The 26400-nt window shown below is 46.4% G+C and carries 23 protein-coding genes; 18 read left to right on the top strand and 5 right to left on the bottom strand.

Features of this window, described 5'->3' with window-relative positions; genetic code table 11:
* Positions 1–57 precede the first annotated feature (57 nt).
* From NLBNIHML_RS17155 to NLBNIHML_RS17130, 6 genes are all read left to right on the top strand, one after another.
* Positions 58–225, top strand: a complete 168-nt coding sequence (locus tag NLBNIHML_RS17155; RefSeq protein ID WP_017691462.1) for a CxxH/CxxC protein — start codon at positions 58–60, stop codon at positions 223–225.
* Positions 226–909: 684 nt separating this feature from the next.
* Positions 910–1389 carry a 23S rRNA (pseudouridine(1915)-N(3))-methyltransferase RlmH gene (gene rlmH, locus NLBNIHML_RS17150; RefSeq protein WP_017691463.1) on the top strand — a complete coding sequence of 160 codons (480 nt, stop codon included), beginning with the start codon at positions 910–912 and terminating at the stop codon, positions 1387–1389.
* A 196-nt stretch (positions 1390–1585) separates the two neighbouring features.
* Positions 1586–2548 carry an AraC family transcriptional regulator gene (locus NLBNIHML_RS17145; RefSeq protein ID WP_494354723.1) on the top strand — a complete coding sequence of 321 codons (963 nt, stop codon included), beginning with the start codon at positions 1586–1588 and terminating at the stop codon, positions 2546–2548.
* A gap of 181 nt (positions 2549–2729) precedes the next feature.
* The gene (locus tag NLBNIHML_RS17140) at positions 2730–3689 is read left to right on the top strand and encodes an SDR family oxidoreductase (protein WP_494352415.1); all 960 of its coding nucleotides are present in this window, start codon (positions 2730–2732) and stop codon (positions 3687–3689) included.
* A gap of 106 nt (positions 3690–3795) precedes the next feature.
* Entirely contained in the window at positions 3796–4422 is a 627-nt protein-coding gene (locus NLBNIHML_RS17135; RefSeq protein WP_494352414.1) for a DUF2306 domain-containing protein, read from the top strand.
* Between the two features lie 183 nt (positions 4423–4605).
* Complete coding sequence (locus NLBNIHML_RS17130) at positions 4606–5247, top strand: hypothetical protein (protein ID WP_494352413.1); 642 nt, start codon at positions 4606–4608, stop codon at positions 5245–5247.
* A 314-nt stretch (positions 5248–5561) separates the two neighbouring features.
* On the opposite strand, the gene NLBNIHML_RS17125 is transcribed toward NLBNIHML_RS17130, so the two are convergent.
* Entirely contained in the window at positions 5562–7586 is a 2025-nt protein-coding gene (locus NLBNIHML_RS17125; protein WP_494352412.1) for a right-handed parallel beta-helix repeat-containing protein, read from the bottom strand.
* A gap of 276 nt (positions 7587–7862) precedes the next feature.
* On the opposite strand from NLBNIHML_RS17125, the gene NLBNIHML_RS17120 reads away from it, so the two are divergent.
* The 3 genes from NLBNIHML_RS17120 (at position 7863) to NLBNIHML_RS17110 (ending at position 12053) form a co-directional block, all read left to right on the top strand.
* Positions 7863–8948, top strand: a complete 1086-nt coding sequence (locus NLBNIHML_RS17120) for a 5-methyltetrahydropteroyltriglutamate--homocysteine S-methyltransferase (RefSeq protein ID WP_494352411.1) — start codon at positions 7863–7865, stop codon at positions 8946–8948.
* Positions 8949–8976: 28 nt separating this feature from the next.
* A complete protein-coding gene (locus tag NLBNIHML_RS17115) occupies positions 8977–10467 on the top strand; it encodes an aldehyde dehydrogenase family protein (RefSeq protein WP_494352410.1) in 1491 nt (496 codons plus the stop codon).
* 299 nt (positions 10468–10766) lie between these two features.
* Positions 10767–12053: a TerD family protein gene (locus tag NLBNIHML_RS17110; RefSeq protein ID WP_494352409.1), complete on the top strand. Its 1287-nt coding sequence runs from the start codon at positions 10767–10769 to the stop codon at positions 12051–12053.
* Positions 12054–12622: 569 nt separating this feature from the next.
* Here NLBNIHML_RS17110 and NLBNIHML_RS17105 read toward each other — a convergent pair.
* A complete protein-coding gene (locus NLBNIHML_RS17105) occupies positions 12623–13384 on the bottom strand; it encodes an AraC family transcriptional regulator (RefSeq protein ID WP_342571498.1) in 762 nt (253 codons plus the stop codon).
* A gap of 266 nt (positions 13385–13650) precedes the next feature.
* On the opposite strand from NLBNIHML_RS17105, the gene NLBNIHML_RS17100 reads away from it, so the two are divergent.
* From NLBNIHML_RS17100 to NLBNIHML_RS17075, 6 genes are all read left to right on the top strand, one after another.
* Positions 13651–14778 carry a BMP family ABC transporter substrate-binding protein gene (locus tag NLBNIHML_RS17100; protein WP_494352408.1) on the top strand — a complete coding sequence of 376 codons (1128 nt, stop codon included), beginning with the start codon at positions 13651–13653 and terminating at the stop codon, positions 14776–14778.
* Between the two features lie 137 nt (positions 14779–14915).
* Positions 14916–16472: an ABC transporter ATP-binding protein gene (locus NLBNIHML_RS17095; protein ID WP_342571496.1), complete on the top strand. Its 1557-nt coding sequence runs from the start codon at positions 14916–14918 to the stop codon at positions 16470–16472.
* The gene (locus NLBNIHML_RS17090; protein WP_494352407.1) at positions 16469–17518 is read left to right on the top strand and encodes an ABC transporter permease; all 1050 of its coding nucleotides are present in this window, start codon (positions 16469–16471) and stop codon (positions 17516–17518) included. The genes NLBNIHML_RS17095 and NLBNIHML_RS17090 overlap by 4 nt, the downstream gene beginning before the upstream one ends.
* Entirely contained in the window at positions 17511–18446 is a 936-nt protein-coding gene (locus NLBNIHML_RS17085) for an ABC transporter permease (RefSeq protein ID WP_342571494.1), read from the top strand. Before NLBNIHML_RS17090 ends, NLBNIHML_RS17085 begins: the two co-directional genes overlap by 8 nt.
* Positions 18447–18456: 10 nt before the next feature.
* Positions 18457–19416, top strand: a complete 960-nt coding sequence (locus NLBNIHML_RS17080; protein WP_494352406.1) for a nucleoside hydrolase — start codon at positions 18457–18459, stop codon at positions 19414–19416.
* Between the two features lies 1 nt (position 19417).
* The gene (locus NLBNIHML_RS17075; protein WP_494352405.1) at positions 19418–20797 is read left to right on the top strand and encodes an ADP-ribosylglycohydrolase family protein; all 1380 of its coding nucleotides are present in this window, start codon (positions 19418–19420) and stop codon (positions 20795–20797) included.
* 287 nt (positions 20798–21084) lie between these two features.
* On the opposite strand, the gene NLBNIHML_RS17070 is transcribed toward NLBNIHML_RS17075, so the two are convergent.
* Together NLBNIHML_RS17070 and NLBNIHML_RS17065 are read right to left on the bottom strand one after the other, a co-directional pair.
* Positions 21085–21537 (bottom strand): HEAT repeat domain-containing protein, encoded by a 453-nt coding sequence (locus NLBNIHML_RS17070; protein WP_494352404.1) that lies wholly within the window; start codon positions 21535–21537, stop codon positions 21085–21087.
* A gap of 91 nt (positions 21538–21628) precedes the next feature.
* Positions 21629–22594, bottom strand: a complete 966-nt coding sequence (locus NLBNIHML_RS17065; RefSeq protein ID WP_494352403.1) for a YndJ family transporter — start codon at positions 22592–22594, stop codon at positions 21629–21631.
* A gap of 226 nt (positions 22595–22820) precedes the next feature.
* On the opposite strand from NLBNIHML_RS17065, the gene NLBNIHML_RS17060 reads away from it, so the two are divergent.
* The 3 genes from NLBNIHML_RS17060 to NLBNIHML_RS17050 all read left to right on the top strand — a co-directional run bounded on the left by NLBNIHML_RS17060 (position 22821) and on the right by NLBNIHML_RS17050 (position 24999).
* On the top strand, positions 22821–23396 hold the full coding sequence (locus NLBNIHML_RS17060; RefSeq protein WP_339258092.1) for a TetR/AcrR family transcriptional regulator: 576 nt from the start codon (positions 22821–22823) through the stop codon (positions 23394–23396).
* Positions 23397–23755: 359 nt separating this feature from the next.
* Positions 23756–24607 (top strand): SDR family oxidoreductase, encoded by an 852-nt coding sequence (locus NLBNIHML_RS17055; RefSeq protein ID WP_494352402.1) that lies wholly within the window; start codon positions 23756–23758, stop codon positions 24605–24607.
* A gap of 68 nt (positions 24608–24675) precedes the next feature.
* Positions 24676–24999, top strand: coding sequence for a putative quinol monooxygenase (locus NLBNIHML_RS17050; RefSeq protein ID WP_494352401.1), 324 nt, complete (start codon positions 24676–24678; stop codon positions 24997–24999).
* A gap of 301 nt (positions 25000–25300) precedes the next feature.
* Here NLBNIHML_RS17050 and NLBNIHML_RS17045 read toward each other — a convergent pair whose 3' ends face one another.
* Positions 25301–26398 carry a Ger(x)C family spore germination protein gene (locus tag NLBNIHML_RS17045; protein WP_339238848.1) on the bottom strand — a complete coding sequence of 366 codons (1098 nt, stop codon included), beginning with the start codon at positions 26396–26398 and terminating at the stop codon, positions 25301–25303.
* Positions 26399–26400 lie beyond the last annotated feature (2 nt).

The following is a 26400-nucleotide window of genomic DNA, read 5'->3' as shown; positions in this document are numbered from 1 at the left end:
TAGGATACGCGGTTGTGAATCGGGAACATAGCTGGTTACAGAAAGGATGCTAAACGGATGTACGTTGTATGCAAAGAACACGTGGACATTGCCATCGACATGTTTGTCGATGAGTATGAGGACGCTCCAGATATCGTTGATCTGAAGGAGACGGAATTTGCCGATTGGGACCCGCCTGCGAAGTGCGCCGAGTGCGAACAGCACGCGGAATTCCTCGTCGTTTAGCGTACTGTAGGATTAGACAGCTGGAGGCGCGACTTAAGGTGTCGCTTCGGGCTGACTTTCCATCCGGTATGAACATCACAGCAAGAAGCCAAGGAGAGCGTGATGAGCGCTCTTTTTGTGTTTGTGGGGGAATTGGTGGGGTTGTTGGTTGACAGCTTGGAGTTGAGCGAGGGTTGTAGGAGTTGACGGTGGAGTAGGGAGAGTGGGAGAAAGATTATGGTGGGTAGGCGCCAAGTTCTGAGTTGGGGTGAGCAGGTTATAGCAAACGTGCGAGGTGTGTAGGTAATAGAAGGGAAGTCTGGGCATGGGGATAGTAGAAATTGGGTGATAGCGATGTCGGTAGGGCCGGTGGCGTGGCTGGGTTGGGCGGAGTAACTCTAAAGAACCTGACGGACCTTATTCGTGGCAAATACCGCCTGGTTGAAATCTAACGAATCGTAGACACGTTATATTGATGAAATGGCCTTGAAAGTGGTGGGGAGTGCTCGTTTGGTGCTAAATAGCGTGTTTTGGATTCGTTAGATTTTAAAGGAGCTAAAATGAGGCTAATTAAGGTGTGTGGAGTTCGTTAGAATTTGGAGAAATGTGTAGGATAGGTATAATACCGTTGGAACGAACGATGCTATGATGCATCTTACTTATAGAATATTGCGCAAGCAAGATAATTTAGGAGGAATGGATTTTATGTTTATTCAGATTATTGGCGTAGGCAAATTGAAGGAAAAATATCTGACGCTGGGCATTCAGGAATATGCCAAGCGGCTCGCTCCGTACATCAAGTTCCAGATGATCGAGGTCGCAGACGAAAAGGCGCCCGATACCCTGAGCGAAGCTGAGGTTCGGGCGGTGAAAGAGCGCGAGGGCGAACGCATCCTCGCGCATGTGAAGAGCGAGGCGCATGTTGTCGCGCTCGCATTGGATGGCCAGCTCTGGAGTTCCGAGGAGCTGGCATTGGAGATCGACAAGCTCGGCACGTATGGGACGAGCCATGTCGTGTTTGTCATCGGAGGAAGCCATGGGCTCTCCGATGAGGTGTTGCGCCGCGCGAAGCAGCGCTTGAGCTTCGGGCGCATGACCCTGCCGCATCAGCTTATGCGGCTGGTATTGGTGGAGCAGATTTATCGCGCTGTGAAGATCAATCGGGGGGAACCGTATCACAAGTAAAGCACATTGGGAGGCGATAGCGAGAAATGCTGTCCGCCTCGTGCTAGCAGGGAATCCCCTCGGACTTGCAGAAGGATAGACTTGAGTTATCCATGCTAATATAACTTTAATGCTTAAGCTTTCTGGATGCGCCTGTGGTATCATGAACATGCCTATCATCCTGTTACATCTGAGGGGGAAGAAGTTGCTTGTGAACATGGACAATCACTATAAATATGAGGATGTATCTATATTAGATGATACCAATTCAGCGCTAGATCGTGAAGCAGCTCGGTTGGCAAGTTTGATTTACACGCATACTTCGCAGGATGGGACCTATGCTTCACCGATCCATGGTCTGTATGTGAACCGATATTCGCAAGTAGAAGTGGCGGATGATGTTCACACTATATTCTCGCCGGTAATCTGCATTGCAGCTCAAGGGAAAAAGCGAATTACAGTAGGCAAGGATGCTTATGAGTATGGTGCTTCGCGAATGTATATTGCCCCCGTTGCCTTGCCTGTTGCGATGAAAGTCATGCAGGCCAGCCCCCAAATACCGTTCTTGGGGATAGGTCTATACCTCAATCCGCAAAGGATTGCTACGTTGCTGCCGATGGTATTTCCTGATGGTTTACCGGAGGTTCGCAATCGCAGTGCGTGTTATGTCATCGAAGCAGACTTGGCCATGATGAACGCCGCTACAAGATTGGTGGCTTGCCTGTCCTCTCCCGATGATGCTCAAATGCTGGCTCCATTGGTGAAAGACGAGATTTATATCCGCATCCTCCGTAGCCCAATCGGTGTTTATGTTGCCGAGACTGTTCTGGCGGAATCGGGTATGCAGCAGGTTGCAAAAGCGATTGATTGGCTCCAAAATAACTTTTCTCAGCCGTTGAAAGTAGCGGATTTGGCGGAGTTGGTCCATATGAGCGAATCGTCGTTTCGCGAGTATTTCAGATCGGCTACTGCAATGAGCCCTCTGCAATATCAAAAGGTGCTGCGCCTGCAAGAGGCGAGGCGTCTAATGTTATCCAGTTCCATTGACGCAACTACGGCGAGCCGGCGTGTAGGCTATTTGAGCGATTCCCAATTTAGCCGCGATTACAGCCGATTTTTTGGGTGTCCTCCTACTAGAGATATCACAAGGTGGCGTCAGGACCAGCAAAAGTTGAAGTGAAACGCATATGTAAACGGCTTTTTAAATTTCCGCGGGCATAGAGCCTAGCGGATTTTTCCTTTTTAAGCGGCGCAATCTGTTGAATCAGGCAAAAACTCCGACGGAAAAGGCAAAGATCGCAGCAGTCCATCCCCTATACTAAGAGTAAACATCCTATCGATAGGGAAGGGGATTTCTGAATATGCGTGTATTGGTTACAGGGGCGACAGGCTTCATCGGAGAGGCGGTCGTTCGCGAACTGCTGGATGCCGGCCATCAAGTGGTTGGTCTTGCCCGTTCTGAAAAAGCCAGCAAACGGCTTACGGCACTGGGGGCCCAGGTTCAAGTCGGTTCGATTGAGGATTTAGCAGGCTTGCGCAAAGTGGCTACTGCAGTAGACGGGGTCATTCATTTGGCCTTCTTCCACAAGTTCTCGCATGCGGGCCTTCCAACTCGGCTTAGGGTTTTATTCGGCGGGAATCCTCGTCATTTAGTGATGAGATTTATGAAGACTGCAATTGAGACCGACAGGCGAGCCATCGAGAAACTCGGCACCTCTTTACCCGTCGGTGACCGGGCGCTTGTCGTCGCGATGCCTACGATGACGCTTACTCCCGGCCGTCTCGGAACGGAGGACAGTGCTGGGGATCCTCAATCGCAAGGTGGTTTACGCATCATTTCAGAACATACCACCCTGGACTTGGCGAATCGGGGGATACGTTCCTCGATTGTACGCCTCCCACCGATCGTACACGGTGAAGGCGATAAGACGGGCTTGTTCCCAAATCTGGTGAACATCGCTCGCAAGAAGGGGTTCTCCGCCTATACAGGCTCCGGTAACAACCGTTGGCCATCCGTGCATCTACTGGATGCGGCGCGCCTTTTTAGACTCGCCTTAGAACAAGCTCCGGCAGGGTCCCGGTTTCATGCAGTGAGCGAAGAGGGCATTCCATTTCAAGAGATCGCCACGGCTTTGGGCCTCCATTTGAACTTGCCGGTCCAAGGTATTGGGGTTGAAGAATCAGGTAAACATTTCGGATGGCTTGCACCTTTCACGAAAACGGATAATCCGGCGTCCAGTGCGTTGACGCAGGAGCGTTTAGGATGGAAACCAGTATATCCTACCCTTTTAGATGATATTCGGAAGGGGTATTATTTCTAACTTAGCCGATGCCTTAATCGAGAAGATCGGTATTGACTCTACAGCGACACTATAGGGTTTAAAGGGACAACAGCTTCACGGTGCATCGACGGAGGGGATAATACAAATGGGAAATAAGATGGTTCGGGCACTCGTTCTCATTCTTGCATTTTCTATTGCCGGATACGCGATTGTTCAGTATGGCGTGCTTAAAGCTAGTGATGCAGGACTTGTCTCTTTCAAATTGCAAAAGCCGGATTTTGAACTCAAACCATGGATATATGTACTATACATCCATATTGTTACTGCTATATTTGCCTTGATTATAGGACCCTTTCAACTATTTATGAAGCCAACGAATGATAGGAAACGTTGGCATCGTCTATTGGGGTATGGATATGTTCTTTCGATTACAGTTAGTGGGGTCGTTAGTGTGTATTTATCCCTTTTTGCCACGGGAGGTTGGATTGCTGGGCTTGGGTTCATGTCGCTCGATGTATTGTGGGTTGCGACGACGCTTATTGCAACGAGAAAAATTATGGCGAAAGACATCCAAGCTCATAAAGCATGGATGCTTCGCAGTTATGCGCTTACTTTTGCAGCGGTCACGCTTCGAATCTGGTTAGCGCCGCTGAATCTTCTGCTTGGCGATTTCGAGGCGGCGTTTCGGGTTGTCGCTTGGGTTTGTTGGATTCCTAATCTGCTCGTCATAGAAGCTGTGATTTCCAGAATGAGGTTGCGGCAGCAGCAATGATTTACAACTGCCAGCTACAGAAGGAACGTTAAACACGCTCCTTCTGTACAATGAGAATTAATTGATCAGTTCAGAGGTATTCGCTGAGGAATCTGAATCAATAGAAGAGAAATAAGATCGATGTCGAAATGAAGTACTTAGGTCTATTTTTGGACAAGATTTGTATGAGGGAGAGTTGATAGAATGCCATTGGACAATCAAATGAAGGTTTTGGTTGAGCGAACGGAGAGTATTCTCTATTATGCCGAATCTGACCTATTGAAAGATCAGGGGTCAGGCTGGATCGGCGGAAATGCACCTCAATTTTTTGATGATCAAGATGACCTCATCCATGAAGGTAACCAAAAATATCTGTTTTACTTGAGCCTCGTCCATCCTTTTAAACCGGAGAGCATGATTTCGATTTTTATCCCTGAAGACTATGAGGAGTATTTGAAAAATAATATGTATCCTAATTGCTCGATCAAGGTAATTGAGCACCCCATTTCAACTGAAAGTATCAAAGAGATGTTTACTAACCCAGGCCTTAAAAAACACACCATCTCAGACGGGACACTGAGCAATGACCAGAAATCAATGGACCAGTCTTTTTTGATCAAAGTAGGGGGAAATCCGAGACTTATTCAAAATGAAGACTATTATTTTACGAATTTGATGGAGGATTCATTTTCTTTTTTATTTCAAGTAGATGAAGATGGTTACCCCGAAACGTTGGTTCAACACGACTACAATTATCCTTTTGGTTTTGGATCACTATATGTCTTTGCCGTGATAAAAGCCACCGAGATACGACACCCTGTAGCAGGTTTTTGGCAATTCTCTTGATTTCGCTCTATAGATATTACGATGAACCGTACCATAAGTAAGCACAGACGCATCGTTAAGGAAAGCGTCAAATAGTAATATAATATCCTCGATGCCCTTTTGCCCAAAGTAATCATTCCAGTTGAGGTTTCTAGCCATTTGAGAAAAGATATGGAACGAGTGTGGGCTATAAGACAATCTTACTGGTATCCATTATTCGATATTCTATATTAGAGTAGTCCTATGATAAGCAAAGAAACCACTCCATATAAGGAGTGGCTTTATTTTTATATTTTGATCCAATCATCTAAAATAACTGGACCCTCAATCATAAACTAAATCTCAAACTCAACACTACCATTTCCGCTTAACTCAAAAGGACCTGGTGTGACATCTGCATCGGGTCTCTTTGTTCCGAAAAAGTCGGAGTCAAAATGATATGGACTGCTGTCTGGTTCCTCATACTTCATATCGGCGTGATACGTCTTTCCAAGCAGATCTGTGGTAACTAACATTGCAGTGGTTCCCCGAAGCAATTCGGGCTCATGAATCTGAATATGCACCTTACCTAACGCAGGATCAATCTCAACGTTTATGCCTTTCTGAGCATAGATCTTCGCATCTGATTCATGAGTGCTTGGAACCGCATCGTTAAGAAATACATTTCCACCCATAGCCACCGGAAGAACGGCATTGCCTATAAAGAAATCTTTCGCCGCATCGCCAAGTTCCATAAGCTCCTCTTTGGTGTATTCCCACCATCTCTTATCTTTCACATCAGGATGTTGATCGTAGCCACCAAGTCCCACAGCATGCAGATAACATATGGAATTGTCCGGAACCCCGTCCATAACCGTCTTTCCGTCCTCTCCAACTTCATCCCTTGGTTTAAGGGGAAGATGCTCAAAGAAGGTAATCGGAACAGGTTCTTTATTCCCATCGTTATCACCCAAGAAGATATTGTTGTAGTACCTGTCATCGCCTCCCGTGATATTGGAGTATCCAGCCATGGCCGTCTCGTGAGGGAAGTGATATGGCGTGATACGTGTAATTTCGGAACGAACGACAAATCGGCCTGCAAATAAATTATGGGCAAATGCGCCGCCTTGGGCCATATTTCTGAAATTCATAGGCGAGAGGAATAGATTGTGATCGATCATATATGGACCATGGCACACCTCAACGAAGAGATCTTCTGAAATGTTGTCAAAAAATACATTACGGCTGATGCGAGTCCCCTGTGCCTGCCAGTCCAGCCAAAGCGCACGGTAACAGCTATAGATGATATTCTCATTCATCTGAGTATCCAGTGCAGCATGCAGTTTAATTCCCGCGACTTCGGCACCATGTCTGAGTCGTTTGTGGTGAATATTATAGATACGGTTCTGGTAAATGCGGCTGAAGGCTGCTCCCATATGGCCCACAATACCGGCCTGTTCACAATCATGAATCACATTACCTCGAACGATGTGACTACCGACGCGATCTTTATGCCAGCCGGAGCGTAATGCTCGTAAAATAACCTCCTGCTCCCGTTGAGTACCGCCTTTACTACGCTTCTCTATAGACCTGCTGTGACCTGTGCCGATTTCGGTACCTAGGCTAATCCCAACGCACTTGGATTCACTGATGATATTGTTCTCAATAATCCAACCCTTGCTCCAGTGGGGTCCAATCAAACCTTCCTGGTAGTCTGTAGGTGGTGCCCATTGAGGAGAAGCTTGGCGAAGTGTGAAACCACTTACGGTTATGTAGTTCAGTCCCGGTTGTTCAGGCCAGAAGCAATAAGGACGTACATTAATTTCTACATTTTCCGTACGAGGATCTTTTCCGCCAAAGTTGGCCCAGATTTTGGTTGTCGTAGATCCCACTTCCGCATACCATTTCAACAGTGAATCCTTGGGATATTTTGCTTCGGGCCAAATTTCAGGATTGTGAACGCTTTCAACACTATTGCACTCATACAATGATTTTCCATCCAGATAGACATCCCCGAGATGAACTGGGAAAGGCCCGTCAAACAACCAGTCTCCACTGAGCTCAACCTCAAAGGGATTACGGACGGAAAAGATGGAATTGAGCACTTCTGTGCTCCAAACATGGTCTCCTTCAGATTGCCAACTAGTAATCCGCTCAGCTCCTGTTATCACGACTTCCCCATCTCCCGCGGATCGATATACGATTCGATGCTCCGCTGTTCCTCCATTCGCCGGGTTAACCCATTCCCTGTATACTCCCGCATGAACAATAACGGTATCACCAGCCATGGCATGAGCCGCAGCGCGTGATATGGTACGAAGGGGTTGATCTGCTGTTCCTTTTCCTTGATCATTCCCATGGTTGGATACATGATATTCCATAACAACTCTCCTTCTATTCGAAAATGTTTGTTGTATCCCGTTATTATACTAGAAAATAAATGTAATGGGAGAGATAGGAAATCAGATGCTAGACCAAATTGATTTTAATGTAAGGTAAACCACATCTACTACCCTAGGAGGTTGTGTTTTTTTTTTGCCTTTTGAGACTTTAGCTATTGTTAAAAGCTATAACCAGCCATGTTATTTTCATATAACATACTATCTTTCCAATCATGCTATACTCAGTGAACCAAAAAGTTAGAAGGAGAAATAACTATGATACCATTTCGTAATGATCATGTAGGTAGCTTTCTACGTCCTGCAAGCTTAAGTCAGGCACGTGAACAATATAAATCAGGCAACATCACATATGAAGAATTAAGAGCTGTGGAAGATCAAGAGATTATTCGAATCATTGAAAAGCAGAAGGAAAATGGCGTATTGGCCGTTACGGATGGCGAATTCCGTAGAAGCTGGTGGCATTTTGATTTTCTGGGCGGCTTAGATGGCGTAGAGCTGTATGAGGAGATTGATGGACCTCAATTCCATAACATGCAGACTCGCAAGGGCGGGATTCGAGTTGTAGGTAAGGTGGATTTCTCTAGCCATCCTTTTGTTAAGGATTTTGAATTTTTGAAAAAGCATGCAGGTGACGCTGTCGCGAAACAGACCATTCCAAGTCCCAACATGCTTCTATACCGGTTGGAGAATGGCGCCAATATTTATACGGACTGGGAGCAATTCCTTCAGGATACGATTGCGGCGTATCAAAAAGCCATTCAAGCCTTCTATGATGCGGGATGTCGATACCTGCAATTAGATGATACTGCTTGGGCAGATCTATTCTCAGAAGCTGGTCATGATAAGCTGCGTGCCAAAGGTCTGGAACCGGCGGAAGAGTTGAAAACGATGCAGCGAATGATTAACGAGACTTTGGCTCATAAACCGGCAGATTTAGTTGTGACGATGCATATTTGTCGCGGTAACTATAAATCAAATTATTTCTCAACGGGTGGTTACGAGTACGCTTCTGAAGTTATCTTTGGAGGCTTAAACGTAGATGGATTGTTCCTGGAATTTGATGATGAGCGCTCAGGTGGTTTTGAGCCATTACAATATGTGAATCGAAAAGATTTGAAAATCGTGCTTGGTTTACTCACATCGAAAACAGGCGAGTTAGAGGATAAAGAACAGATTAAAGCCCGAATTGCTGAGGCGGCAACCTATGTACCCCTTGAGCAACTTTGTTTGAGCCCACAATGTGGTTTCTCATCTACAGAAGAAGGCAACATTCTAACGGAAGAACAACAATGGCGTAAACTTCGTTATGTGAAGGAAATTGCAGAAGAAGTTTGGAAATAATCCATCTAAATAACGGAGGGGATCTAAAATGACGACACAAGCAGACCAAGAGAAAATTATAGTTGAAGCGTTCATTAATGGTCAAAATGTAAAATCCCTTTCGCAGTTAGCAAAAGAGAATCCGACAAACCCATCCGAGATTGTAGGCTATTTCCCTGTCACTACGAAAGAACAAGCCGTTGAAGCGATTGAAGCGGCGGCAGGGGCTTTTAAAACATGGAAGCAGACCTCTATTGATGAACGCATTATCATGATGCGTAAGGCGATCGAGAAGATTAGAGCTGCTGAGAATGAAATTGTACATTTGCTGTCCAGAGAGCATGGCAAGCCCCTGTATGATGCGCACGGTGAAATTTATGTTTCGTTAATGTGGATGGAGTTTGCTTGTAATGAAGTTACATCGGCTCTACAGGAAGAGATCAAAGAGCATGAGAATGGTAAAACGATTCTTTCCTATGATCCCATTGGTGTGGTGGCAGCGATTAGTCCGTGGAACTATCCCATTGCTTTATCTACGATTAAGATTGCTCCTGCCTTACTTGCGGGCAACACGATTGTACTTAAACCCAGTCCATTTGCGCCGCTGGCGGCTGCGAAGGTGGCAGAGATTATTGCGAGTGAGTTCCCGGCTGGTGTAATCAATGTCGTTCATGGTGATGCGGATGTGGGCGTTGAACTGACTACGAATCCTCATGTTACGAAGATCGCCTTTACAGGTGGAACGGAAACAGCTAAGCATATTATCAAAGCTGCTTCGGAAACGATTAAGGATATGACACTTGAGCTTGGTGGTAATGATGCGGCGATCTTCTTGGAAAGTTTTGATGTTCATGATGAACGAGCCATGCGCCGGATTGTCATTTCTAATTTCTTAACAACAGGACAGATCTGTATGATCGCCAAACGTGTGTATGTACACCGTTCCATTTATGATGAATTTGTGGAAAAATATATAGAGGCGGCGAATCGTTGGATTCGAATTGGTGATCCATTGGATTCAAATACGACGGTAGGTCCGGTTAATAACCTGAAGCAGAGAGATGTCGTGCTTGGTTTGGTTGAAGATGCGCAAAAGCGCGGAGCTAAGGTCATCCCTCTCGGGAAAATTTTGGATCAGAAGCTGTTTGACCAAGGTTACTTCTTACAACCTACGCTTGTTTTGGATTGCGATGTTCATGATCCGATTGTCGTGGAGGAACAGTTTGGTCCTACGGTTCCGATTCTGCCATTTGACGATGAAGAGCAGGTTATTCAACTGCACAATGAGAGCATATATGGATTGACGAGTTCGGTGTGGGGCACAGAAGATGATGCCATCTCCGTCGCACGTCAACTTGAAGCTGGAACGACCATGATTAATACAGCTGCAGTGCAGGGGCTCGATGTTCGGTTCCCTTTCGGTGGATTCAAGCAATCGGGTATTGGACGTGAATACGGCGCGGAGGGTATCCGCACGTATACGGAAAAGCATGTGATAAATGTTCCCAATACACTGGATCTTCCTTATATACCAGAATAATAGGTATTAATCTTATAGCACACAAACATGCATCGTACAGGAATGAATATGATGTGAAATGAAAACTTAATTTAAGCTCTACACTTGCGCTTTGTTACTGATCTGTAAAATCAGTAGACAGGGCGCTTTTTTTGTTAAGCTATATTATTAAAATTTTCAATGCCTTTGGAACACACTGTATGTATCACCTAAGTATTCACCTCATGTGGTAATATAAGTGAGTAAGTACATATTCTGAATTTTGGGAATGAAAAGATTAACATGAATACGAGACATCAATGAATAGGGAGTGAATTGAAGTGAGTCAGTTTCTTCAGATGGGAGCAAATACAACGTTAAGTTCGGCAAAAGGGAGTATCAAGATTAGCCACGAGATGTCAAATTCCATCGATGTTTCATTAACAGCCTTCCTTTTAACCGATTCGGACAAGGTACAAGGAGATAGCGGGATCATCTTTTACAATCAACCAACAAGTTCGACAGGTGTAGCCACGCTTATACCATCTGAGCAAGTGGGCAATACCAAAGTACATAGAATACATTTCGATATGGATAAAGTCCCTGATGGGATAAGCAAAATAGCAATAACACTGACAGAGGATCATAACACAGGATTTTCGAATGTGAAAAATCTGACAGCCGAAATATGTACGGACAATACGATTATTCAGTTATCACCATCCAGTTTCACGAGCGAAAATGGAATCGTAGTTCTCGAATTATACCTAAGGAATGGGCAAACAAAGGCGAAATCGATCTGGCGTGGATTTAATTCCGGACTTGAAGGCTTATGTAAAAACTATGGTGTTGAGGTTGAAGCAGATGAGCCACAGAAGTCTTCCCCACCTCAAATTACTCCAAATGAAGCATCAAAAGGACCTGATTCGACTGTAGCAACCGCTACCGCAGATCAAAAAAATAATCAACCATCCAAGTCCTCATTAAACCTTCAAAAAGTAACGGGTAAGATTAACCTCGAGAAAGGGCAAAAGTCAGTACTCATTGATAAGACACCAGAGATTACGGCTACGGTATCATGGGAGACCGGGACAGATTATGATATCTACGCTTTGGTCTACAATAAGGATGGAAAGCAGATTGATGTGGCGATGTTTGGTGCGAAGGGTGTACCGCCTCTTCAAAGCTTGGGTAACGGGGCCGTAGAACATATGGGCGATGTGGGGAGAAGCAACCAAGCCATGAAGACAGATGTGGGGAGAAGCAACCAAGCCATGAAGACAGAGGTTATCAAATTAAGATTAAAAGATGATATTCTCGCGGTTGTTCCTGTCGTTTACTCAGCTCAATCCAATGGGACCGGATCATTTTACAGATATAAGGTGTCGATGAGTATAGATAATCATGAGGGGACCTCTGTTACGATCTCGTCCAAGAATGCCAATAATAATGATAAGATTTATACCTGTGTTCCAGGAATACTCTATAACACGCCAGACGGCGTAATAATCAGTCCATTGGAGCTATACAGTAAACCGAATTCAGAATTCAGGCCTAAGCTCAAGATGGGATCTTCCAAAATGGTAGAAGTGATCATGGATAAAGGGCCGATGAATAACTATAAGTAGAATGGTTCGTTCAAGTTAACTGCCCCACAAATCCGTGCATGAAATGTCGGATGTGAACATGTATAGAAGGCCATCCTTTAGAGGATGGCCTTCTGACTTTTCGTTACAATCAACATGGTAAAACATACTACAAGTAGCGAGAATTTTTACAGGGCTATGTAAAGTTCGAAAACGTAAATATAATGCGCCGAATGGATGTATCGCCGATCAATTAAACATGGAAGAGTTTACTGGTTGGCCACGAGATGTTAGGCGAATATTGTAAAGTTTATCCCACGCCATCACTTTCTAACAGGGAGTAAAAATTATCGCGGTCTTCATCATCGAATTACTGTATAGAAAGCATAAGGGGGGCTCGCTCGTTATATCGCTCATTCGCACATTATTTCTTGACGAGAGGGGATTTGGGGAGTACTATAACGTGCCGGTTTTTCAAGAAGGTTGATCTTAAACCGAACAGGCTTGCACAGTGCACAGAAATTAAGGATTTGGAGAGGTGCTTATCCAACATCTAACCCCAAAAAAGTATCTGGCACCCTCACTCTCTCACAGAGCAAAAATCGAGGGCGTTAGATGTTCTTGATCTGCAAATTTTTGCGATAGGAGCGCGGCGTTATGCCGCTCTCTCTTTTGAACATGTTGCAGAACTGAGCATCATTTACGAATCCAGCCTCGGCGGAGACATCCGAGATGGACATCTGTGTGCTGGCAAGCAGATGCTTGGCGTAATCCAGGCGTTTGATCAGCATATATCGAGAAGGGGAGGCTCCGTATTTCTCTTTGAACAAATGCCGGAAGCGATCATAGCTGTAGCCGGACATATCAGCTAACATCTCGATGGAGAGACGTTGTGTGAAATGTTCATTCATATAAGCAAGCACATGCTGGAGTCGATCTCCGGAGAACAGAGGATACATACTGTTACCTCCACGATGAAGCAAGTGCAGTAACATGTGGTGCAGACGGTCGTTCAAGTAGCCCTGAGCTCCTTCACCCCGCCGTGTATATTCCGTGTTCAACTGTAGCATGTAGTTATGGATGCTACGCTCCCGGTCATCCTGATGCATGCCTTGCAGCTCGGCAATTTCAGACAAATCCGTTTGGAATCCAACGAAAAGCACCTCGGCGTCCCCCCGGTGATCCTCATCATGCTGTTGATGTGGCGCAATGAGTGCATAGGTTCCAGCCTGAAAATGGTAGCTATGCTCTCCAATCATGGATGTCCCATTTCCTTTAAAATAATAAATCAACTCATAACATTCATGGTGATGAGGGATGATGTGTGTGAACCGGGCATGTTCGGCTCTGACAACATATAGAACTTGATCCATTATTGTTTCCCCCTAATTTCGACAATTAGCCGAATCGTACAAAAAAGCGACCGAAATCATATAAATATAATGGCTTGATTTTGTTATGATCATACTCATAAACGAATGTTAAACGAAAGTAATTGTTTATACGTTCGGTTATAGCAGTAAAGAAAACGCATTACATTTCAGAATTGGGTTGTGAATTACCTGATTTATAAATCTGGGCTGTAAGCACTACAGATTATCCATGATTTTAACAACAAACAGGGGTGTGAGTAAAGAACATGAAGAAGAATGCGTTGGTAATTTGTATGGTAGCGTTGTTGTTGCTTCTGTCCGCTTGTGGAGGTACGAAGGGTACAACTGGTGAAACGGGTTCAGCAGGAACGGACAACGGTGGCGAGCAGGCCGATCAACTGAAAGTGGTATTGCTGATTCCAGGCACACTGGGAGACAAATCTTTCTTCGACGCTGCTAACCATGGTCTGGAGTTAGTTAAGTCCGAACTGGGCGCTCGTACCAAGGTCATTGAGATGGGTACAGACAAAACGAAGTGGGAGCCAACGTTTAACGATATTTCTGCTGAGGATTGGGACATCGTGATTTCAGGTGGTTCTGAAATTACAGAAATGTTTAATGCGGCTGCGGAGCAGCATTCGGATAAAACGTTCATCAACTACGATACAGACATCGAGGATGCCCCGGCAAATGTTTATAATATGTCCTATTCTACAAATGAAGTATCCTTCCTGGCGGGAGCGGTTGCGGCGCTCACAACCAAGTCGGACATGCCGAATGCCAACAAGGACAACCTGATCGGTTTCCTGGGCGGTATGGACATTCCCGGTATCAATGCTTTCCTCGTCGGTTACATTGAGGGAGCTAAGTACGTAGACCCGAATATTAAGGTCGCTGTATCTTATGCTGGCGATTTCGTCAATCCGGCCAAAGGAAAAGAGCTCTCCCTTATTCAATATAACTCGGGGGTTGATGTGATTTTCAACGTCGCGGGCGGTACAGGGCTGGGCATCTTTGATGCAGCCAAGGAAAAATCCAGGTATGCCATCGGCGTCGACTCTGATCAGGCCGCATTACTGCAAGAGACAGACCCCGCCAAGGCTAACCTTATCATTACCTCTGCGATCAAAAAAATTGATACAGCGATATTGGAAGCAGTGACCCAGGCGAAAGACGGCAAGCTGGAGACAGGAAAACGTCAGGTGATGGGCTTTGTAGAGAACGGTGTTGGCATTGCCGAGAATGATGTTTATACAAGTGTATTCCCTGCTGATCTGCAAGCGAAGGTAGAAGAGATCAAGAAGAAACTCGAAAACAAAGAAATTACCGTATCCAATGCAATGGGCATGGAGACATCAGAGATCGAAGTGATCCGTAATAGCGTGAAGCCATAAGCTTTCCTTTTCTAAAGCATCATCATAGAGAAATAACCGTGTTTATTGTTGTACAGCTGGAGATGTAGTCATGCAAATGGATGCATTTTCGGCTGTACATTTTTTGTGCAAACTGCCCGTAGAGAGGAGCAACCTACATGTCCGGCGCACTGTTGGAAATGCGAAATATATCTAAAGTTTACCCCAATGGGGTAGTCGCTAACAAGAATGTTCAGTTCTCCTTGCAGGAGGGAGAGATTCATGCCATCGCCGGGGAGAACGGAGCGGGCAAGTCTACATTGATGAAGATGATGTTTGGCATGGAGGAGCCGAGTGAAGGCGAGATTCTGTTAAAAGGAAAACAGATCAAGCTGGGCAATCCACAGGATGCCATTGCGCTCGGAATCGGTATGGTGCATCAGCATTTCATGCTCGTTCCTTCCTTCACCGTTGCAGAGAATATGGTGCTTGGCATGGAACCCAGACGTGGTGTTGGCATTCATTATGCGGAAGCTGTCCGCATGACGGAGGAAACGGCTCGCAAGTATAACTTGTCCGTGAATCCTCGGGCCAAAGTTGAGGATTTGAGCGTAGGCATGAAGCAAAAGGTAGAGATTTTGAAGGCGCTGCTGCGCGGTGCAGAAATACTCATTCTGGATGAACCTACAGCGGTGTTAACACCGCAGGAAACAGAGGAATTGTTCCGGGAGTTGAAGCTGCTGAAGGAGAAGGGACATACGATTGTATTCATCTCGCACAAGCTGAAAGAAGTGAAAGCGATTTGCGATAGAATTACCATTTTACGTGGTGGGCGTACCGAAGGCGTGTTTAACATTGCCGATGTCACGGAGCAGGAGATATCACGGCTGATGGTTGGACGAGATGTTGTGCTCAAGTATGACAAAACGCAGAAGAGTTATGGCGAGCCTGTACTGTCTGTGCAAAATTTAGGGGCAGTTGATCCGGAAGGCAAGGCGCTGCTGTCGGATATCAGCTTTCATGTTCGCGCAGGAGAGATCGTCGGTATTGCCGGTGTGGAAGGTAATGGACAAAGTCAGCTCGTTGAAGCACTGACGGGAAGTTTGGCTAACCGTTATGCAGGCGGCAAAGTTGAAATGAAGGGAAGGGACATTCGTTCACTCCGTATCGGCGAGATTCGTGGGCTAGGTGTCTCCTACATTCCGGAAGATCGGATGCGCCAGGGATCGGCCGGTGAGGCAAGTATTGCAGACAACCTGATCTCTACCCGGTATCGTTCGAAATCCCTGAATCAAGGTCCGCTTCTCCGCATGTCATCCATTCAGAAGCTGGCAAGTTCTCTGGTCGAGGAATTCAAGGTTCGTTGCTCCGGCCCGTCTCAACCCATTGGTATGTTGTCCGGGGGCAATATGCAGAAGGTGGTCGTTGCCCGTGAATGCTCAACCGACCCGGATCTGCTCATTGCAGAGCAGCCTACGCGCGGTGTGGACATTGGAGCGGCACAGTTTATTCATCAGAAATTGCTGGAGCTGCGGGATGCAGGTTGTGCCATTGTGCTCGTGTCGGCTGATTTGAATGAAATTCTGGAAATGAGCGATACACTGCTTGTGTTATATGACGGCAAGATTGCCGCACGGCTAGATTCGCCGTCAAGCGTCAGCGAAGAGGAGCTGGGTCTCTACATGCTTGGGATTCGTGAGCAGCAAGAGCAGTATGAGGAGGAGGCTTCCCCATGATCCGATTAAAATATTTTGAAGTATACCGCACGGCAGCAGTGATTCTCATAGCGTTAGCCATTGCATTTATTATTATCTCTCTGGTGAGCAGCCAGCCTGTAGAGACTATTCGTATCTTCCTGTTTGAGCCGCTATCCACCTTAAGCCGCATGGGCAATGTTGTGGAAATGGCAATCCCGCTCATGTTCACAGGGCTGTCGGTGTCACTTCTGTTTAAAACAAACATGTTCAATCTGGGCGCGGAAGGTATCTTTTATATCTCAGGCATTGTTGCAGCTATTCTGGCTATTCATCTAAGCATGAACGGAATAATGCACCCGATTGTGGCGATTGGAGCAGGTTCAATTGTAGGCGCACTGCTCTCGGCTATTCCTGGTTATCTCAAGGCCAAATGGAATGCCAATGAACTTGTGACTTCCCTGATGTTTAATAGCATCTTCTTTGGAATTGGCTTGTATCTGTTGAACTATCATTTGCGGGATGCCAAAGCATTCTCGAATGTATCTTATAAATTTGCGGAGACCGCACAGTTGGACAAAATATTGCCAGGCACACGGCTGCATACCGGGCTGATTATTGTGCTGGCGTTGATTGTTCTTGCTCACTATTTCATGTATCGCACGAAATGGGGATATGAGCTGCGCATGACAGGAGCCAACCGCGAATTTGCCGGATACTCCGGTATGAAGACAGCAAAAGTCATCATTCTGGTGCATTTAATTGCCGGTTTTATCGCTGGTATGGGTGGATCAGTCGAGGTGCTTGGGATGTATAATCGCTTCCAATGGACGGCATTGCCGGGATATGGACTGGATGGTGCACTTGTGGCCATGCTGGCAAAGAACAATCCTCTGTCCGTCATCGGCGCTGCGCTCTTTCTGGCCTATATTCGTATCGGTGCGGATTTGATGGCTCGTTTGTCTGATGTGCCTTCCGAGATGATCTCTATTATTCAAGCGGTCATTATTTTGCTGATTTCTGCGGAGCAGTTCTTGAAATTCTGGAAGAATCGGATGCTGCTGAAGGAGGCCAAGCTGCATGAATAGCCTGCTGAACGTCATTCTCACAACGGACTTTGCCTTCTCTGTACTACGGGTTACAACGCCGATCCTGTTCGCAGCTTTAGGTGCCCTGATCTCTAATCGAGCGGGGATTATCAACATCGGTATGGAAGGCATTATGCTGGTATCTGCGCTGGCTGGAGTTGTGGTCAGTTCCTACACGGCCAGTGCCTGGATCGGATTACTTGGTGCAGTGCTGTCGGGAACGGCAATTGCCGGAATGCTTGCTTTTTTCACCCTTAAATTCAAGACACATATTATTCTCGGCGGCGTTGCGATCAATATGTTTGCATCAGGAGGGACGGTGTTCTTACTATACTTGCTTAGTGGCGACAAAGGTTCATCTACGTCTTTACCAAGCAAGGTGCTGCCTAGTATAGACATCCCACTGTTGCAACAGATTCCGGTGCTTGGCCCAATACTGTCAGGGCACCACATTCTGACGTATGCTTCCATTCTAGCCGTTATTGCTGTCTATTATTTATTAAAACGGACACCACTTGGTCTGCAAATTCGCTCGGTCGGTGAGAATCCGCATGCGGCACAATCGGTCGGCATCAGTGTCGTGAAAATTCAATATATGGCTTTACTGCTGAGTGGATTCTTCGCCAGCTTGGGCGGGGCCTACATGTCGATGGGATATTTGTCTTTGTTCACCAGAGATATGATTGCTGGCCGGGGCTGGATTGCCATCGCGGCGGAGTCCATGGGACGCAGTACAACGGTAGGTACGGCCTTGACTTCACTGCTCTTTGGTGGAGCGGAGGCACTGGCCAATGCACTGCAAGTGCTCAAGATACCGGCCGAGTTAATCGGTACTTTGCCTTATGTGGCTACCGTGATCGGACTAATTGTTTATGCGATTGCTGAGACACGCAAGAAGAGACGCAAGCTCGCACAAAAAACGAACTGAGGAGAAAACGATGACGATACCTATTATTATTGACTGCGACCCTGGACACGACGACGCAATTGCTATTTTGCTGGCGCTGGCTCACCCTAAGCAGCTGGAAATCAAGGGTATTACAACAGTGGGTGGAAACCAGACCCTGGAGAAGATTACGAATAATGCGCTCAAAATTCTCAGTTTTGTCGGATCAGACATCCCCGTAGCAAAAGGTGCTAAAGGACCGTTGCTGGGTGCATTGGTAACCGGAGAGGAGGCTCACGGCGAATCGGGAATGGATGGCCCAGTACTTCCGCCAAGTCGCTTTCGGGCAATCGAGGTAGGCGCTGTAGAATTTATACGAGATCTGTTGCTGTCCTCGGATGAGCCGATAACTCTCGTGCCTATTGGTCCGTTAACCAATATTGCTACCCTGATTCGTGCGTATCCTGAACTGAAATCACGGATTGCTGGCATCTCGATGATGGGTGGAGGCATTGCCTATGGGAATGTGACACGTACAGCAGAGTTTAACATCTACGTTGATCCGGAAGCAGCCCATATTGTATTTGAATCGGGAATTCCTATTACAATGAGTGGACTGGATGTGACGGATAAAGCGGCTATCTTTGACGAGGAAATTGAGGCGCTGAAAACACGTGGCCCCGTTTCGGTGATGGTTGGAGAGTTGCTCGACTTCTACTCCATTTACGGCAAAAAGATGGGTTACCACGGCAATGCGCTGCATGATCCTTGTGCCATTGCTTGGCTGCTGCAGCCTGATCTATTCGAAAGCAAAATGCTGGATGTGACGATTGAAACTCAGGGAACGTATACACGCGGGATGACCGTGGGTGACTTACGCACCAAGACAGATCGCGAGCCTAATGTGAACGTACTGCTGGATGTTAATCGTGATGCCTTCATTCGTCTTATCTATGATGCACTTGCTATATTGGACGCTCGTGTACAGCAATTGCCACAAGGGGATTCTTAATATGGCAGGCTGGACTGATCTGCGAGAGACGGTGCGACTTGAACTTCTTCAACGTCGTGAGGAAGGCTGTGACACTCAGGGATTTATGCAAAAATGGGAGGATGCCGCTGATCAGGAGAGCAAGCTGCTGCAACTCTACCAGGAACTGATGGAACTTCAGGTATCGGCTGAGTTTCCTTTTGCAGAACCCTCGAGTCTGGAGGACATTCGTGCTTTGCGCCCAGAGGGACCTCGCGAGCTTCAAGCCGACTGGAGTGAGGACGTATGGAGAGATAAATTCTATGGAGCTTGGCTTGGGCGGAGCGTTGGATGTGCCCTTGGGAAGCCATTGGAGCATCCGGATTATCTGTATGGTAAGGCTGGACGCCCAGGCTGGGAAAATATTGAGCTTTGGTTCAAAGGTGCGGATGCCTGGCCTATTCGAGGATATACTCCAGAACATTCCCGTGCGGAGCAGGAGTACGGGCTGAGTTTGACAGAGCTGGGCCCTTTGAGTGTTCGGGAGAAAATTAGCTTTATGGAAAGCGATGATGACATTCGCTACACCATTCTGGGCTTGCTGTTACTGGAGAAAAAGGGACTGGACTGGGATTCCTGGGATATCGGGAAACTGTGGCATCAACGTCTCACATACAGCCAGGTATGTACAGCGGAGACACAAGCATATATGAATTTCGCCCAGGAGACCTCGCATCTGAAATCGGATAAACCTGCCGATTGGGCGCAGCGCCAGGAGCGAGTGCGTATGCATCTCAATCCATACCGGGAGTGGATCGGAGCTGCAATCCGCGCTGACGGATTGGCATATGGTGTTGCCGGACGACCTGAACTGGCAGCCGAACTCGGCTGGCGAGATGCCTCCTTTTCTCATGTCAAGAATGGTATTTATGGTGAGATGCTGAATGCGGCGATGATTGCTGCGGCGTTTGTGGAGAATAGCAGCGAGCGTATTGTGGAGATCGGACTCAGTGAAATTCCACAGACAAGCCGTCTGACCACAGATGTGCTTCAAGGTGTGGAGATTGGTCTCTCGGCTCGGAATGAGCGGGAATTGGTCAGTCGGATCTGGGATACGTTTAGTCATTATGATGCGGTACACACGAACAACAATGCTGCACTGGTCGCAGCATCGCTGGTGTTTGCAGGCAATGATTTTGAGAAGGCGGTTGTCACGTCTGTCTATGGTGGGCTCGACACCGATTGTAATGGAGCTACGGTTGGGTCAATCATGGGGGCGCGCCTTGGTGCAGCACAGTTACCTGCGTCCTGGACAGCTCCTTTGAACGATACGCTGTATGCGGATCTGGTTGGGTTTGATCCGGTGTCGATCTCTTCCTGTGCTGAACGCAGCTATCAGGTATTTCTAAAACTGCGCGGGTAAGTGTGCGGTGCGGAGAGATTATGGATAGATCGCATAGATCGAGTGATTGAAGTCAGTATTTTTATAAATGAAAAAAGTAAGCATGGAGGTCGGGTGGCTTTGCCTTGCCCACAATCTGCTTAAAAAAGCCGCAATGACGGAAAAACAAAAAAAGGACAGAGCAGGATAAACCTCTGCTGGTCCTTTTTTTGAACGTATGAGTGTTATTTCTTTTTGCCAATACGCTTTTTAAGGGCTTTTGAGACAGCCCCTTTGTACGTGCTCAGCTATTATACGGTGAACAGCGGCTATCTTCTACCTAGTGTCTCCCAAATGCCATGGAGCCAGGCGTCGAACTCAGCATCTTTGTCGCCCTCGTAAGTATCATAGAGATCCAGACGTGTCTTTTGCAGTTTTTCCTTAAATTCCTCAAATGTGTGACCTTCAGGAAGGCTTTTTTTAATCCGGAGCAAAATTTTGTTAGTCCCTTTAAACAGCTCGCCTTTGTTTTTGGCAGGCATCTGTACATCTTCATCCAACTGTTTCAGCTTAAGATATGCGGCTTCGCGCACCTGGAACACTTGATCATTTTTCAAAACATGCTGAAGCAACTTAATGGTAGGGGCTGTATCCCAGTTTCCCAATTCATTCACCGCATTCAGTCTGTCTCTCCAGCTTGAAGTCCGATTAGCCGCTCGTTTGAGCTCTTCAAAGTTCTCCGGTAATTCGTTCACTGCTCCAATATCATGGTTGTTCGTCAAAATTCAATCTCCTTAATCATCGCCATCTCGGCAGAATGATGAATGTTATTTATGTGATCACTATTATAGCACGAACCTGACTAAACTACTCCTATGAAGCCGATTGGTTAGCCTTTTCCTTAATGGAGTCTACCATAAACACCCAACCAATTAGTCCACATAAGACAAAACCAAACGCATGCAGAGATCCATAGATAGGAATAAAATCGAGTATGGTTAAGGAGTACATATTTTTCAGTAACGGATAGAAGATGGAAATGACAACAACCGTGTAAAAGGCTAGGCAAGAAAGGCCTAAGAAGAAGGCTGCCTTAATATCCAAAGCATTTTTCCTCAAGTAAGCAAGGAGATAAGCGGTGTAAACCACAATATTGCAGGCGAACAAAGCGACACCAATGTATTCAATCGGCTTGGAGAAAATCATACCCGTAGCAATCAAGACTGGTCCGATGATATCAATGGCAACGACCCAGGGATACCAGCTTTTCTTCGTCATGATGCGTCCCAGTGCACCAATAAAAATGGGAACGATTGCAGATGAAAAATGAAAGTGAACCGAGCTTAACGCGTGCGTTGCCGGATTAGCTTGGAAGAGGTCCAATTGATATTGATATAAGGTAAACCAAATGCCCCCGATAAAAAAATAAACGAGCCCCGCGCCAATCGCTACTTCCGCCGCTTTTCCTTTAGAGATCACAATCGTGGTCAAGCCATAGATGCCAAGCAGCAGGGTGAACAGTAGCCACCCAAGGGACAGAATCCCTGGGATTGTGGTACTTTCTAGCCCCCATATCTTACTACTCATTATCGAAGCTAGAGTAAGAAGCGCAGCGGGAAATTGAAGCCATTTCATAGCAGCATAAATCACTCGTTGATATGTATTCTTTGCGTCATGGTTCAAAAGTAAAATCACAAGAGGCACAATGACTAAAGCCGCAAAAAGCAGAAATTTATCAACAAGTTCGAATTGAAAGTGATCCAGAGAAAATATCAGAATGGTTATGATTCCACCGGGAAATGCGGGTGATTTTATGAGTTGCTTCAAGGAACTATTCATGGGATTTCCTTTCTGACTATGTTTATCGTAAGACCTGCCTGCATTCAGTTATGTAGCGTTTCTTTAGTATAAAACGGCAATTCTCCTTCTAGTAGTCTATCACATTTATTTTTCGAAGTATGAACATAAGCTTATCTTATTAAGCCTGATAACACCCGAAGACTTTGGTCACAGGTGTACAACCTTCGTCATGGACATACGAGTATAGCACTGCTATAATGGACATATGAACACATATGACAAAATATTGGCAGCAGCTCTTAAGGTACTCGAGGAGGATGGCGGAGCCCAATTTACGACGCGAGCCGTAACTGCAATCGCTCAGGTTACGGCTCCTACACTCTACCACCATTTCGGCAATGCCGATGGTCTCCTGAGTGCAGCTATAGTGGAAGCGTTCAAACAGTTATTTGATAGCAAGATTGCCGCAGTGGAGTCCCCCATTCCAGAGATGGCTCTTCGTCAAGGATGGGATGACTATGTGCGATTCGCGGCAACCCGTCCTCGGATTTATGCGGCGATGATGGGGAGGTTGCTCGAGGGCGCCCATATTGAGGCGGCAGATCACTCGTACCAAGCACTAGTGCACAATGTTCAGAGAGTCGCCGTTGAAGGCAAACTGGCTGTTTCAGCCCAGGCTGCGGCAGATCTGGTCTGGGCTTCCGCCAATACGGCCTCTTGGCTGTATGTGACGGCCCAGATTCGTAAGGCATCCCCACCCCAACCCGATGTCGTTGATCTCATTCGGGAAAGCGTAATGCAGATCATATTGATCCAAAGGCCGGACGCCGATTCAAAATGAGGGATTCGATGACAGAGCCTGGGGACTTCAGGCAAAGCCCTAATTTAGAAGAAGTAAAAGAAAGATCGCTTATCCAACCTGGACTTCCAGGAGGATGGCGATCTTTTTTATGTTTGGATGATGCGACATTAAACGCACCCCCATTTCAACGCAACGATAAATCTCAACCCCTCCCGCCATAGTACTTTGTGAGCTTCGAGTGCATCACGCCAAGCCCGTCAAAACGATGTTTGGGCAGCAGGACAACACTTCAAAAAAAATATAGCACTGCTATAGACAATTTTATATAGCGCCGCTATAATGTTCGTATAGCACCGCTATACCATGATCCATATCTTATCAAACCTAGGAGGGTTATTATGTCATTCAAAACGCAAGAACTGGTCATGGTCACAGGTACGTCCAGCGGCATCGGTAGGGCTACCGCGGAGCAGCTGGCCGCTGAAGGATTTCACGTTTTGGCGGGGGTTCGTCGTCAGGAAGACGCCGACAAAATCAAACGCAAAAATATCGAGCCGGTGATTGTCGATGTTACCAATATCGACTCACTAAAGGCGCTGGCTGAACGGGTGGAGCAAGATCCGCTTGGTCGCCCTTTGCGGGCAGTGGTCAACAATGCCGGCATCGCCGTTAATGCACCTCTTGAAATGGTTCCGCTTGATGAATTTCGCCGCCAGTTTGAAGTCAGTGTGATCGGACAGGTGGCGGTTATACAGGCACTTACCCCGGCCTTGCTGAACAGCGGCGGTCGCGTGGTCAATATTGGTTCGGTTGGAGGCAAAATCTCCATGCCTGGTTTCGGAATTTATTCGGCTGCAAAGTATGCTATGGAAGCGATCAATGACAGTCTTCGCAGGGAGATGTCCTCTTTTGGTCTCAAGGTGATTATGATCACTCCGGGTGGTGTTAGCACTGGCCTGTCGGAGCAAGGGATTACGACAGCGGACCGGCTGGCCAAGTTGATGACACCAGACCAGCACCGTCGCCATGATCGTCTCTTTGACGCCGTGAAGGCTCAGGCTGAAACGTGGGCAAAGGACGGTATTCGCCCTGAGAAAGTGGCAGCAGTGATTTCACGCGCAATCCACGAAAGAAAGCCCCGCACCCGCTATACGGTCGGTTCCGATTCGGCACTGCTGACTCGATTGGTCCGTATTCTCCCAGACAAACTTCTCGACCGGATGCTCCGCAGCCAGATGAAACTGCAGTAATGGGCATTTTCACATATTCTCTTGGACAAAAAGCTATACGAAGTGTTTATACATTAGGAGGAATTAGCATGAACGATACAAAGAACCGTTACGTTACTGTACTCTGGGAGGCGAGAGCCAAGGCAGGGAGAGAAGCCGAGATGAAGGCATTCATGACTGCTGCTGTCACTCCGTCGCGCAACGACCTGGGCAACATTGACTATGAGGCTCACGAGGTAGAAGGTCAGCCTGGCACATTCATCATCTACGAGCGCTGGATAAACCGGGATGCCCTCGATCGGCACCTAAGCGCCCCCCGGATGCAGGAACTGGTGCCTCAGCTCTTAGAGCTGATGGAGGGATCCATTGAGCAAGGAATTCGACTCCTGCAACCGTTCCGCCCAGCGCAGTAAAATGCAACACCGCACGGAACTTATTAAGTTCTGTCTGGAAAGCGTGACAGATATTTTCGTGAGCGGTTAAAGACTTTAGTGGAGGAGGCAACAATACCTAATGGTACTCCTATTGCGTAAAAATAAGACTCTAAGCGCCTCATCCTTATAATCAGTGTTTGACGAATAGAGCACCAGGAGGTGTTGACTGCATTCCAGAAGAATGCAGTCTTTGTAGCGGTTAAGATTCCGTGTAGCAGTGGAAGCTTCTTTCCTCCCAGACACTGCGAAGTAACGGGGAGAAGGTTAGTAGCATCGGCCGCTACCTCACTTGAACCGATCCATTAATTAAAGGATGTACTTTGATTTCGTAGTCAACATTAATTTTCATATTTTCCCAATACTTCAACCATTGCTCTTCCGTTATTTCTTTAGAAAATGGCTTAAGCGAATGGGTTCCGACTTCTAAGGGATCCACTTTCCACCGTTGCATTCTTTTTATTAAATCTGACGTTTGTTCCTCAAGGTAGACCTTAACTTCATGAATTAACTGTTCCAATTGTTTCTCACTTTGAATATCCAATTCTCCCTGATATTCCTCCATTCTTCCTTGCAATCCCACATGCAAGGACAAGGTTGAATAGTCCTCTGATAATTTCATGCGAACATTGGATCGAACACGTCCTAAACTGATAGATAACTTTGGAATGGCCAAGACTTTTAGGAAATGATCATTATCCAGAAGTTGAAAAATGTTGTCGTCCAAGTCTTGAATGACCATGACTTCTTTATCGTTTTGGAATAAGGCTGTTCCTAGGTAATCGAAATTGTTCTTATCGGAATGAAAAACGGGCAGGATCGGATCCTTAAGAGGGGAGTATAACATCTTCATAAATTGATGAATATCGACGATGCTCATTTCACCTTGGTTATGTTTCTCGTAATGTTTTAACATCCGATAAAGAAAATAATCTTGGTTTTCTTGCTTCGTCAATTGATTTTTTATGTATTCATCAAAATCGCCTCTGACAATCAACAAGTAGACACGCGTTGAAATATCGGGATCAACCAATATCGTATTGATCATCTTTTCAATGCCTCCCTTTTTTGCCAGCTCCTCATTGATTAATAACATTCGTAGCTGCCCCTGCTTCAATTCCTGATAATAAATTAAATTAAATTCCCTGCCTCCCTGCTTTAACAGATCAACTTCCTTGGAGAGAAGACGCTTTTTTTCTTGAATGAGTGGTGGAACTAAAGTGCTGATTTTCAACTTTCCTTCTGTTCCCTCGCCAATCGACCAGAACACCACCGGAGCGATCTCCTCTATTAAGTTGTTCTCGACATAAGGAGAAGAACAGCCCGCCATCCACATAAGACATACACTCGCTAATAAACCATAGTGCTTGTACGGTAGCATAG

The organism is Paenibacillus sp. JNU01, from assembly GCF_059130585.1.
The sequence above is the reverse complement of the archived record's forward strand: the minus strand, read 5'-3'. Positions and strand labels throughout refer to the sequence as shown.